A 12,852-nucleotide genomic window follows, 5' to 3' on the forward strand; every position below is an offset into this window, starting at 1 on the left:
GAAATTCAGTCGCTTAGGCAGCTTTTGGCCCTGTACGTAATGATTCCCTGCCGACCCTCTGGTCGGGCGAGTTCGATGCACTGCATCCTTTCGGCATTGGGCTGGCGCAAGGCAGCGTCGACCTAATTGCCACTTATGAGCGTCTTTTGAGCCTGGTGCAACTGCAGGCGCCTGCGAAGCTCAATCCACAGGTGCTTCAAGGCTATATCAGCGCTGCAAACGATATCGACCCCCGCTTGGCCATGGTGATGTTGGAGCGGGTGCTAGATCATCCCTTGTTGCGGACCTTCTTCATCTACCTGCTCAGCGCCATCAAGATTGGCCCATGGGGGTTCAATATGCTGATTGAGTTGGCTCGAGGGGAAGAGTTCGAAGCGTGGCGGTTTGGACAGCTTGCCTATGGCCGCATGCACGAGTCCCTTACCGACAGCGAGCTCGCGGAACTGTTCACCATATTGAACCAGCGCCATGATGGCTTCTACACCACGCTTAGTGTGCTAGAAATGCGATTCTTCGCGGGGAGGGGCGGAAACTACGTGCCGAGTGAAGATCTCCTTTCGACAGGGCGCGACGCCATTCGCGCTCTACTCGGGGGGAAGCGCGGACAGACTGAATTGAATCGCATCCGAGGGACCAAGCGGATCGCCCAGCAGTGCCTATCTGAGTCTGCTCCAGAACAGGAAGTCGAGGAGATCGTGAGGTTGCTTTGCGAAGGGTTGGATGATCTTAGAATTCGCAGCTCTGATTTCGAAGTCCTCATGACAACGCTATTCCGCAACTTCCCGGAGATTGTCCTTGGAGAGATCTTCACGGGCGACGATAGGGAGCGTCGTTTGATTGATCGCGTTTTCAAGTGTCGTTTCGGAGGTGCTTCGCCGTCACTCAATAGTATGCCGGTGGATCGGTTGATTACCTGGTGTCGAGGTGATCAAGATCGGATCGTGGGTGTTGCCGCAGCGACCTGCGCCTACTCAACTGTAGAGGCAACCGATATACCACTAGAACATCCCAAACGCGTTGTCCTCAGTGCGTCCATCAAAGGCTTGCTGGAAGCCGCAGTGGACAAGCAATGCATCGTCGATGTGATGTTTGCCGGAATCCAGCCCATGAGTTGGTCTAGCTCGTTGGCTGACATCATAGAAATTCGGGCCAAAGCTTTTGCTGAGCTGCTGGAGCATCCATTGGCCGAAGTTAGGAATCTTGTGGCGGAGAGGCTTGAACGGATCGAGCTCACAGTGCGAAGAGAGCGACAGAGGGAGGCGGAAGATCACAGTCGACGGGAACAGCGCTTTGAATGATGCGTATGGGTGAGATGGAGCCGGCTAGTCATCTTGGTGTTGCGCCCCGCATAGATACTCGGTCCTGTTGGCTCATTGTGAATTCGATGTACATAGATGAAAGGACCCTGTGCACACTGATTGGTTCTACGCGGGCACAATCAGCTGTGGCCGAACAGCAACAGGGCGGCAACTCAGGCGGGACTGTCACTCAAGCAGCTTGGGACCCAGTAAGTCCTTGGTAGCAGGTCGCCGAAGAACCGCCGGATGAACGCTGTTCTTCGGCGTATCCCTGTGGTGACAGACGGCGCTTTGCGTGGTCCAGCCGATATGGGGCCAGCTGGCATCGCCAGGTGAGCCGCTCCAGGTTGTGACGCCTAACATGGCCCAGTCGGATCTGCTGGGCCGTGGGCGTATGCAGGCCGGCTACCTCAACGGGCAGCGGGGCAGCGTGGGTGCAGGCTGCGCTCAAAGATCTAGGAGAGATCTGGACCAATGGTGTCACTTCGACTAGCGCCAAGATTCGACTCTGCCTCTTTTCCAGGCTCCGCGCGAATCCTGGGAGTGACCGGCTAGAAGATATTGAAGTCTCTCCCGATTTATCCGATGCGCCCAGGAAGGATGGGCTTTAGGTTCAGCCTTGGCTCCAACAGCGATGGACCGAAGCAGGCTCAAGGCCAAACATGGATTCGGGGTGTCTATCGTGGTAGGGCAATGGCTGCTTCCGACGCATAGCGGTCGTTCCAGTTCTTACGCCAGAAGGGCTGCGTCAGCGATAACAGCCTGTAGTTTAGCGTCTAGGATCGAAGCGGAGTATGGATGGCCTTAGACCGAGTATCCGCCCTTCGCCGTTCTTAGGAGAGTTTGCCCGCAATTACTCGGCTGCTCTATATGCCTGCTTGCGAACACATTAACGGCTAAGGACTCTTTCCCATAAGCGGCGGTGAGTTGTTCCAGGCCAGCCGGCGTCACAACGAGGTAGCAACCCTCGCCCCACAGAGAATCCGCATCGATTCCAACCGGGCCAGCGTCACGCCACCAGTGAAGCTCTGCGACCACCGTTCCGCTCGCATCGAAGAATACGCTCGGTGTCTCGTCATGAGCGCGCCAGCGAAGCCCCTCAACCCAGTTTGGGCATAATGCAAACGGATTGGCCGCTGTGTCAAAGCCCATGTCCACGGAGCAGACAACTCGCCTTACCAGCGTTGGTGCCAGATCATTGTCGAGTGGGACGTACTGGCCTAGCCAAACAGCGATGGGCAGCTTGGCGTAACAATCGTCGAACTCTTCACTATCAGTCTCTGCCCAAGGTGCTCTAAAGCGGTAGAAGCGGTGCTCTGACAGTCGTGCCTTGTGGATATGGAAGCGAGACACCTCGGCCACGACTTGGCCGTCGCAGTGCGCCAGGAAAGGGGCAACATCGCCGTCAACCTCGTCAATCCACTTCTGCTCTCGCTCGGACCAACCGGCACTTCGGTCAATCAGCGGCCTTCGAATCCACTCGGGACGAACTCGCGGGAGCATCAATGGCCGAGGCGGAAGCGGGTAGCCCAATCTCTCCAACAGCATCGGACTGTCCCGGCTCTCCAACTTGCCGGCCAGGCGCAGCTCCCCTGCGACGTGGCGAAGGGCAGCAATGGCGATGTAGGCGTGTGGCTTCATGTAAGTGATCTGCATATCAAGGACACGAAGCTGAGCCTCAAGCTCTTTGACACCAGAGGGCCCGAAGGCCTCAAGTCCACCCCAATCCTGGATGAACATCGCCGCGCGACGGCGAACTGTCATCTCCTCGATGTCTGCCGCCTTTGCAATGTGACGTGCCGTCGAGCGCAACATACGAGTCCAGCCAAGCGGCGATTCGACGCGCATTGCACCAGTTCTCTCGTCCGTGAATGCCTGGTCGCTCTCTGGCAGGTCACTGAATTCGAGGAGATAGAAGAGCGGCAGTGGCGTCGCGTCAAAAGAGACAGCCAGCCCCCACCGATGCGACAAGAGCGTGGCTGACTCGGCTACTGCAATGTCACGGTGACTGACCATTGCAGCTACGGCGCGGCCCAATACGGGCTCGAGGTTCGCGCTGTCGGCAGCGAGCAGCGTTCCGAGTGCCTGCAAGGGGGCGTCCAAGTCACCGTCCATAAGTCGCCGGATAAGGGATGTGAACAAAGATTGACCCTGTCCGACTTGCCTTGCCAAGCTCAGGGCGCAATTGCGCGCGTGCCGCTGAACCTCTGCAATGGGAAGTCGATAGGCAAAGTGCAGCAACTCCTCCAAAAGGTCCGTGTCGCTGAGTGGTAGCTCGCTCGACTGGAAGGGTCGCCCCAACTGGAACTCGCGAGTGCAGGTCATCTGCTCCTCAATCAGCGACCAGATAGCCGGCCAATCTGGCGTCAAGCTGATGACCGGCAGTATCGAATCCAGCTCTGTGAGCAGTGCCTGGGTATTCTCCTGGCCCGTTGTCACTGAATCGACTATGTTCTCGAAGGCCGCAGGGCATGTGGATGATCCGTGCAGAAGCTTCTTCGCCTTAAAGTAGAAGAACTTGCCGCCACCCATCCCTTGGCTCCAGGAACTCCAGGGGTCGTTGCTTGTCTCGTAGCCTTGCATAAGCTTCTTGGCGTAATCGACCTCATCGGCTGCAGCAAACCGCTTCACCATCAGGAAACGGCAGCGTGCGTTGTCCTGCAATACCTGCCAGCGCTCAAAGACCCTTCGCGCCAGATGAATCGGAGCTGTGTCTGCCAGCTCTTCGAAACGGTCCGGGGCGTTGTGGTTCAGCTCGTCGCTATCTGCTTCAAACGCGAGTTCAAGATCCGCGAGAGTAGCTTCCGAGGCGTACTTGTTAGACGTATACGAGTGTCGAGGCTCCGGCGCTTCTGGCGTCCACCGGGCGATGGCGGCTTCGAGCTCAGGCGACGAGAATCCATGCTTTCCGGAAGCCTTGTGAATGCGCTGGAGCAGCGTGATTCTCTCGTGCGCTCTGCTGGCTACCTCGACCGCCCCAAGCAGCATCAGAGCGAGCGGTTCAATCTGGTCAGGGCCGGCTGCGTCCGCGGAGGCGTCGATGAAGTCACCAACATGGGACGGATCCCGGTAGTGCGGTTCCATATAGAATGGCAGGCAGAGACCGCACCAGACGGTCGCGCATGCCAAGACGAGTTCAGGGTTTCGCCTGACCATCCCCGTCATGAGCAGGTCGACACGATTCGGCCAGCCGATTAGATGCCAATCCGCCAGTGTCTTTGACACCTCGAAGCCGAAGCGAGGTCCAACCTGCATCGCTTCCTTAATCAGTGCCATGGTAAGGCGACGCGCGGCCGACGACCCTTCCGTTTTGGTCATGCCACCGACCTGACGCATCAGGTCTGAGACCCGCTTGACACGGTTTTCCGGGTCAGCCGCGTTCGCGAGAGCTAGAGTGTTTCGCCAGATCGCGTACTGCGGGTCTTTCTTGGGAGCCAAGGCATAGCCAAGGCATTGCTCAGGAACCGTCGCCAGCAACTGATTCGCCCGCTCTAACTCCCCGACCGCAGCCAACCCGATGGCTAGATTCGCTAGCCCGTCGATCTGCTCGCTTGGTGTACTTTCTTTAAGCTCCGCCACGAGGGCATTAAGCCGATCCGCCGCCGCCGCACGATCACCGTCAACGCGATATGCATCGACAGCCAATCTGCGTCGCAGGTAAGCAGTTCCCTTCGACGCCGATGAAGCGATGGCTGAGTCAACCTCCCGAAGTACCGCGCGATACTCAGTCTCACCGCGCTCGGCGCCGAGCCTCAGCAGCGCTTGCACGAGCGTGGGGATCGCTTTCAAAGACTGCTGGATACGGTATGACTCGCTGCCGCCTTCTGATGCGAGACGTAGGACATACCCAAGGGACGTGCGGGCTATGCCTTGGATGCCGCCTGCCGATAAGGACCCGTTGACGCCGGCAGCGCGAGCTAGAAGCACACCTATCGTCGAAGCGTGCTGTTGGAGTGGATGAAGGAAGGTGTGCTTCGACGGTGTCACGCTTGGCAGTGGCCTCTTGAGCAGCGTGCAAAGCCTCGCGTGATGCATCACTGCGCCGACCAGATTGCCCAGCCCAGCCAGGTCCGTCTTGTCGTCGCACATGGAGATCATCGGTGCGACCAGCTTGTCGAACAGGGCCTCGGCTAGGTCACGACGGCCAGCTTCGAATGCGATCAGCGCCATCCGTTGACGGTAGCCGTTTGGTACCTCCCCGAACCGGGGAAGAGCGACGGCACTATCAAACAGCGCAAGCGCTTGCCCAACGTCGCCACGTCGACTGGCCGCAAGCCCTGCGTGAACCATCACCGACGGCTTATCTTCGTTGGCTACTCCGAGCTTGCTACATAGTTCTTGAGGATCGGAGCCAACCTTCTGACCTAGCATCGCCTTTGCGGCTTCCCTCCTAAGATGCAGCCGCAGCGCTACGGCAGATTGCGGATCCACCGTTTCCGGCTCCCTTAGACCCTCTGCGGCGAGATGATCAATCGCTATCTGGATCTGCTCGGTGTCTCGGAAGTGGACGGCGCGCATTGCCCATCTTTCGAATTCCTTGATGTTGTGCTGGTGCCCGTAGTTTCTGAACTTGGGCGTATGGAGCTGCGATAGTGGTTCGAGGCTTTCAAACAGCTCCTTCGCGCGGTCGAAGTCGCCTCGCGCTAGTAGGGCGTCGACGACCTCGTAGCCCTGGCTGGGGAAGTCCTGCACGAGGGAGACAGCTGCTTCAATGTTCCCCACCGCCAGCATAGCCAGCGGGAGTTGGTTGGCGTACTCAAGGGCTGATTTGCGCCGATCCACTTCGTCACGACACAGCAGCAGTCGTGTAAAGGCGGTCGCGTCGTGCGTTTCACGCACTGCCAGCAGGGCGAGGCGGATGTCGGCGTGAATCTCGGCGATAGAACGCCCGTCAGCCAGCTGCTGCCTGAAGCGAGCGGGCATCGCCAATGCCAGTACATCGGCACCGTCGCCGGCACGCGCGCGGTAGCGCAGCTCAAGCCAGTACTGTGCCGATTCAGGTGGCGCGCTCTTCGCCAACTGGGCAAGGTTGCGGTATACGCGCTGCGAGTATTCAGCGTCGACGCTCCCGAGGCGGGTTCGCGGTTGAGCGATGACGAACAGCCTAAAGCTGTTGTGGAAGACGCTCCATCCCCGGGATGAACTGCGGAGCAGGTGCTGCGCAATGACCAGGGCGCGTTCAATCGAGGACTCCTTGACCATCGTGGCCAGCAGTCGCAGGTCCATGGGTGCCTCAGCCCGAGCGATGAAGCCCAGCACATCCATGGCATCGACATCGTTTGCGATCTCGCGCCAAGCAGCTGAATATACAGTCTCAATATCGCCGTCGAACGGCATCCCGCCGCTAAGAAGGTGCTTGCGACCAGCTTCGTCAGCGTGCAGCAGTGCCTGAATCAAGTAGCGCGTTGCCAGCGGGTGGCCATGCGTGAGATTGCTGAGATCCAATCTTGGAATCTCGGCAGGCAAGCCTAGCGCATCCGCCATCCAGGTGAGTTCCTCGCGACCGAGAGGCCCCATGAGAACCTGTCGCTCGCTCTTCTCCGCTTGCGCTCTTACGGCGGGCTTCAGATTAGCGAGATCCAACCGTTGCGTGCCGAGCACGAACACGACCCCATTTGGGATTGCCGCGGGAAGAGGCAGCTCTCCCAGAAACGAATTGGTCGGCCGTTCTTCGCGTGGCACATGGTCTAGCCCGTCGACAACGATGATTGTACGGATCCCTTCGCGAGTGAAGCGCTCACCAGCCTGCCGTAGCAGGACGCCGAACTGTTCGCGGCGCTCAGATAGCGAGTCATCGCGAAGACGAAGCCCAACTAAACCGCTGTTCCGCAGCTGCGTACCTACGTCGGTCAGGAAGTTGTCGGCCTCCCCACGACCCACGCCTTGAGCCGCGCCCGGCACGTACGCTAAGTAACGAACGAGCCGGACACTTGCTTCAGTGGCCAGCGCAACCTGCAGGAGAGTGGATTTTCCGGAGCCAGGTGGTCCTATGAGTGAGACGTAGCCGTGATTGGAGGCATGAAGCGCTGCTAGTAGCTTGACCTCAGTGTCCCGATTGCGCTGGACATAGGCGCCGACCGGGAACCGATGGATGAGCAAAGTCTTGGCGGGATCGCGCCATCCAAGCTCATGAAGCAGCTCGTCACGCGTCCACCTGTCCTTGTCGCGTTCATCGGCGACTAGCTTGGGCAGCACGCTGGCAATCTCGCATGCCTGTCTCGCCTGCTCCGCATTCAGCTTGTGCGACTGGATGAAGTTCGCTGCAGCTCCGCACACCACGCGCAGGGCATGCATGAACTGTTCGAAGTCGTCATCATTTAAGCCGGCTTCGCGGCGCAGGTGGTCGATCAGTCGGCTCCATCCTCGCGCGGACCAATCCGACAGCGACCGATTTGGATGCTGTTGGAACTCCTCGAGAAATGCAGCGCTGTGCCGTAGCCTGCCGTCGCCTGGCTTGTCGGTAACCGATGGAAAGTCGTTGACGACCAAGTGAATCTCGACGCGACTTCCTGGGTTGTCCTTGGACAGGCACTGCCAAGCTTGAACTAGGGGCTTCAAGAGACCATTGGCACCAGTAAACAGCGTCTCAACAGTGAAAGTGCCTGGGAACTTGGACGTCTTGAACTGGTGACCGACCACCAATCCATCGAATCCTAGTACCAGGTCGTCCGCAATGCCCGCGTTGCGGTCAGCGACGCCAATCCAAAGCAGCTCGTCGCGCTCAAGCGCGGCATAGATGGCAGCGCCCGCGCGCTCGTACTGGCCGACGTATCCACGAAGCGCTCGGCGTTCGCCCTCCGCCGGTGCCGTTGCGGGAGCTGTAGCAGCGGATGGCTGCGAATTTTTGGGCGCTTTCGAGGCCATAAATATGGATTGGGTAGTGGGTGCGAACCTGAGAAAAGGGAGCCGCTCCAGCATAACCCGGGGGCGTCGAGCACCAGCGGGTATGCCGTCGCCGCATCGAGCGGCATTGTGAATCGAAGTATATCCGTCGTCGATCACATCGGTCACTCGCACGGACGCGAGAACGGCTGTTCAGCCCATGGCTGACATTTGTCCGTAGGAGCTGATCGGACGCATGTGGCCGCAGGCGGACATCAACGGAACAAAGGGGGGGGCAGGGGGAATTATCGGGGGTGAAGCATGGCAGCTGTCGGCCCGAAACGGAGGCTCGACTTACACCTTCCAGACTTTGCTAATCACGGGCACATCAGCTTTATCGAGTCTAGGGAGATAGGCAATCAGTTTGTAGCCGCCAGGTCGAAAGTGGTCGAGACGAAGCTCCGCTTCTGCTTGCAATCTGGTGCCGTCCGGACCTTCGACCATGACCGCATAAACGGGATTCTTCTTGCCATGCGAGAGCGGCAAATCGGACGGCAGGGTCGAGTGGCCATTGCCTTTCGCACCGCCAAGCATCGCAGGATCTTTGGTGTAGCCGCGCGCGATTTACTGGAGACGGCCGACTCAAGCATCGGGCACAGATCACCCGATCTCCGTGACGTGAGGGCCGACTGCGACGGGAGATCATCAGAGACCGACAGTGATAGATCGCAGCGAAGCCGCGACGATCAAAGGATACTTCTACTAGTTTGACCGCACGATTGCCTAGGACTCAGCGCTCGTCGTGTCTCCATACCGCCCTATGGGGCGCTCGGCACTTGACCTTGCGGCAGCTTCCAGCATTCGAGCCGCCGGATTCGTTTCGGCCGCACCGGCCTGATAGTAGCCGATGACACTGACCACCGATCGGTGATCGGTCATTGCCATAATGGCTGGCAGGGCAATTCCTTGCCTAGCACCTTCCGTTACGAAACCCGATCGTAGGCTGTGACCGCCAAAGCTCCCCACCAATCCGGCAGCGCGGGCGCGATTCTGGATGATGGTGGCCACCGACTTGGGTGACAAGCCGGCCCCAACTTTCCCGCGTGTCAATTGGCGGAAGAGGGCACCCTCCTGCAGTCCAGCCGCTTCGATCCAGGTGCGAAGCGCTTCGGCCGGTGGACCTAACAAGGGCTTGTCCGGCGAGCCGCCTGCTTTGACGCCCTCCTGAAGCGTTTTGCCGACGTCCAGGTGGTAGAGGTAGCCGCCGTCGATCGGCGCAAGCTTGCTCAAGACGGCATGGGCCGTCTCGCTCCGACGGCGCCCACCACTGGCGAAGGCGAAGTAGAGCAGGGCACGATCACGTTTCCCAACAAGATCGTCCTCACAGGTCGCAATCATCGCCATCAATTCGGTCGCAGTGATCGCCGTCTTCTTGCTCGGCCGCTCGCCGCGCTTATGTGCGGCGCGACGGCCCTTGGCCAGCAGCTGCCGAACCTCGCTGCTTTCGCAGGGATTGGCCAGCTTGAGCAATTGATGGGCGCTGGAGAGCACCGCAACGCGGTGGACGATGGTCGACAGCTTGAGCGGTCCTTGGCGCTGCTTGAATTTGCCTTCCACCAAAAGCGCATCCAGTGTCGGCGGCAGCTCCCAGGTCAGGGCATCGCCTGAGCGCCGGGCCAGATGATCGATGATGAACTGGATCACGCAAGACGCGTCGACCGGCATGGCGATGACCGCTCCGTAGCGGCCTTGGTACCAGGCCGCCCAGTAGCGCAAGGCGGTGGCGTAACTGCGCGTGGTGCTGGCCGAGGCCGCTTCGGCGAAGACTTCGCGCACCGCGTCCGCCGAGGACTGCGAGAGCTGCGCCACAGTCGGATTGGCAGGAGCCGCGGTGGTCAGAGCTGGAAGAAGGTCGCTCATAAGTGGTTGAAAGTAGGGATTAAAAATAGCCTGAGTTCCGATAAATATATCTTATCGGAACCGTATATGTCGCACTTACTAAGATCACGGAGACACGTTCGGTGTCAGTCTCGAAGGATCGAAATGGCCGTCTATGTTGTCACCTGGAATTTGAACCGAGAAGCCAACTACGACGCAAAGAGGACTGCGTTCCTCAAGCACCTGGAGCGCTACCAGAACGTAGCAGATCCTGATCTGGAGTCGGTCCGCTGGGTGTCCGGGGATATGAGCGCTCACGATCTATCTGCCGATCTTCAACAGAAGCTCGATAAGAATGACGGGATTTTTGTATCCCAGCTTGTCCGTGGCGAGTACCAAGGCTACCTCAGCAAGGCGACATGGGAATGGATCAGTCAGCGCCTTGACTGACACCGCCGAAGTCCAAGGGGTTCTGACGTGGTTGGGGCTCGGGGACCGCGACACCGGAGCCAGCAAGTGAATTGTTCGCTTGGACTCTTCAAAATTGGAGGGTCCAAGCCGCTGAGCTAGCTCAGAAATGAAGCCGACGGTCATAGCCGTCTCCCAAATTAGATGCTCTCGAAAGCGCGTGGCTGCAACGCCTTGGCAACATCATTGGAGATGCAACAGATTCGCGACGCACCATTGGTGATGCACCAAGATCACAGCGAGTCATTGGGACTGCACGTAGCTCAGCGCATCAATTGCTACAAGTTGCCGCGCAAGCTGCCCCAAATTCGCAGCGCTCAACACCTCGGAGAGGCAAGAGCGATGCCAGCAGGAGGCGGATCAGCCCTCCGTAGTACCGCGCAATGTTTAACATAATATACATTATGCGAAATGGATGATGCGCCGTCTTTTGCTGGTCTGCCTCTCGATGTAGTTCCGCTCCCCTTCCCAAGACCCACCATGGACGAGACAGCGAGACATGGCAGAAGCTAGGCCGTAGCCGACACAAAACCCCATTCGCACCCCTGGCTACCGCTCCCGACATCGCTGCCAGTCGCCTGCAGCAGCATGGACCTGCTCCCATCTGTTCGTCATCAGACAATTCTGCCCCGTTGAGGTAGAGATTCTGGTTCGCGAGGCAGACATTGTTGGACCGCCGTAAGCCATCGCAGATATTTCTGGGTGTTAGTTGTCTGGATGAACAAAGTTCCGCCCTTTGATCGCCTGGGTGCGCCGGGTTCAAATGCAGCTGTCTGACGCGGACAAGTTGCCCCTTTCACAGCTGAAACTGCCCCATTCTGCTCCGGAAACCCGCCCATCTTTCCGCGAGTCTTCGGACAAGCCGCCCCTAATTTGGCGGAACTACGCATTACTTGCCCCGAATTCTTCTGGAGCTCGTTGGTCGCAGGACCTCCAAGTAGCTGCCTTGCTGTGGGCCAGCTTTCAGATGCAGCCATATCGCCCGCAGAGTTCAGCCATAGAGCCCTCAGCCTACGTTAGATCGGGTGCCTTTCCGGATAAATTTCCTGCAAGTTCTTCCGATTTGGGGGCTAAAATTGTAGTGCGACATCGTCTTGGTCTTCCTAGTGGGCAATGCAATGAATTCCCTGTCTACCTTGCAACAGATGAGCATCGTCGCAGGCGTCTTGGTGGCGCTTGTTGTTTCCATTACCGTGGCAGCAGTCTGGCTGGCCAACCGCCAAAACGCAGCATACGATCGAGAACTGGCAGGAGGGAAATGCCCTTGTTGCGGCAAACCGCTGGATGCCTGACGTTCAAGCGACGTTTCCCCCACAGGTTGCCTTAGTAGAGCGTGTGGCATCCTTGTGGGAGCTGTTCATTTACCAGGCAGGCATTCTATGCGCGGGCATATACCTTCGGAAACATCTGCCTTCGCTCAGGCCAGATCGAACGCCGCGCGGGATTGGCTCGATATGGCGGCGTTCGAAGCGATACTGAGCCCGAGTGCCGTCCAGGGCCGCACCCTGACGCAGTGCCTGCAATCTGGGAGCGTTCTGGGCGTGTGGATTGGGGAACTGAAGCTGTTTCTCTTTCCTCCATGGCAGCTGGACTCTACTGGGATGCCTTTGCCAGTGCTCTCGGAGGTACTGTCGCTACTGCGTGGCCCATATGGCGTTTCAGCCGGCGGCCCGACGTCAGGTTGGGAGGAAATCGAATGGCTGATCGCTCCGCATGCTCGATTGTGCGGAGGCAGTCCAGCAGAGGCTCTTGCCCTACATCCAGCGCTCGTGCTGGAGGCGGCGAAGCAAGATTTTTCCTCCTGGAGCGATGACGCACGCTGGTAGGCTCGCGGGAACTCAACTGCCAGCTAACCCGGAATCGCGACGTGTCCCCCATGCATATGGAGAAAGCAGCTGAGGGTTCGAGGATAACCCTGCTTCTTCAGGCCTGCTTGATGACGTCTCTTTGCTGGAGTAGGATCGGCCAAGGCAGGGAAACGCTTTTAAGATCAATGCGTTACTTCGCATAACGTAGCTTATGTTAACGGCCGCCGCCATCAGACCTCTGCTTACGCGGTGCCCATAACTTGGCCACCCAACGATCCACGTTTGCATCTCAAGGCTGCGGTGGCACGGGTGCCCATCAACCGCTCTCTGGCGATAGCGCCGCCACCGAAGATGACGCCCAGATTTGGGCCTTCTGCGGTCAACCCGCAGCGAGCCCAAGTTAATTCGCGCCGGCGCAATCACCAGCTGCACCCAGGAACGGCCAGCGTGGCGGCTGCATATACAGCACCGGTCCGCTCCCGCGAGCCAATCAGATCCCGCGAGGTGGCGTAGACGATTCTCATGGCGGGATTATTTTGCCTTGAATCGCCCAGGATTTTGTAGACAGTCGTCAGCCG

6 protein-coding genes are annotated in these 12,852 nt (G+C 58.7%); 3 read left to right on the forward strand and 3 right to left on the reverse strand.

The annotated features are described in order from the left end of the window. Positions 1-146 precede the first annotated feature (146 nt). Positions 147-1,298, forward strand: coding sequence for a hypothetical protein (locus C0R07_RS19460; protein WP_254427901.1), 1,152 nt, complete (start codon positions 147-149; stop codon positions 1,296-1,298). An 804-nt stretch (positions 1,299-2,102) separates the two neighbouring features. On the opposite strand, the gene C0R07_RS19465 is transcribed toward C0R07_RS19460, so the two are convergent. From C0R07_RS19465 to C0R07_RS19470, 3 genes are all read right to left on the reverse strand, one after another. Beyond that, the gene (locus C0R07_RS19465; RefSeq protein ID WP_197656301.1) at positions 2,103-8,309 is read right to left on the reverse strand and encodes an ATP-binding protein; all 6,207 of its coding nucleotides are present in this window, start codon (positions 8,307-8,309) and stop codon (positions 2,103-2,105) included. A 165-nt stretch (positions 8,310-8,474) separates the two neighbouring features. Then, positions 8,475-8,714, reverse strand: coding sequence for a hypothetical protein (locus tag C0R07_RS19830; RefSeq protein WP_146027648.1), 240 nt, complete (start codon positions 8,712-8,714; stop codon positions 8,475-8,477). A gap of 189 nt (positions 8,715-8,903) precedes the next feature. Beyond that, positions 8,904-10,040 (reverse strand): site-specific integrase, encoded by a 1,137-nt coding sequence (locus C0R07_RS19470; RefSeq protein WP_102789684.1) that lies wholly within the window; start codon positions 10,038-10,040, stop codon positions 8,904-8,906. Positions 10,041-10,163: 123 nt separating this feature from the next. On the opposite strand from C0R07_RS19470, the gene C0R07_RS19475 reads away from it, so the two are divergent. Next, the gene (locus tag C0R07_RS19475; RefSeq protein ID WP_017354460.1) at positions 10,164-10,448 is read left to right on the forward strand and encodes a hypothetical protein; all 285 of its coding nucleotides are present in this window, start codon (positions 10,164-10,166) and stop codon (positions 10,446-10,448) included. 1,136 nt (positions 10,449-11,584) lie between these two features. Then, a complete protein-coding gene (locus C0R07_RS20000; RefSeq protein ID WP_167390418.1) occupies positions 11,585-11,758 on the forward strand; it encodes a hypothetical protein in 174 nt (57 codons plus the stop codon). The last annotated feature ends 1,094 nt before the right edge of the window (positions 11,759-12,852 follow it).

The sequence above is a fragment of the Stenotrophomonas bentonitica genome (genome assembly GCF_002887735.1).
In the GTDB taxonomy this organism is placed as follows: domain Bacteria; phylum Pseudomonadota; class Gammaproteobacteria; order Xanthomonadales; family Xanthomonadaceae; genus Stenotrophomonas; species Stenotrophomonas bentonitica_A.

Bases quoted from the DNA above. Each gene is read 5' to 3' on its own strand.
- C0R07_RS19470 (WP_102789684.1), bottom strand. From the start codon at position 10,040: ATGAGCGACCTTCTTCCAGCTCTGACCACCGCGGCTCCTGCCAATCCG.
- C0R07_RS19830 (WP_146027648.1), bottom strand. From the start codon at position 8,714: ATGCTTGGCGGTGCGAAAGGCAATGGCCACTCGACCCTGCCGTCCGAT.
- C0R07_RS19475 (WP_017354460.1), top strand. From the start codon at position 10,164: ATGGCCGTCTATGTTGTCACCTGGAATTTGAACCGAGAAGCCAACTAC.
- C0R07_RS20000 (WP_167390418.1), top strand. From the start codon at position 11,585: ATGAATTCCCTGTCTACCTTGCAACAGATGAGCATCGTCGCAGGCGTC.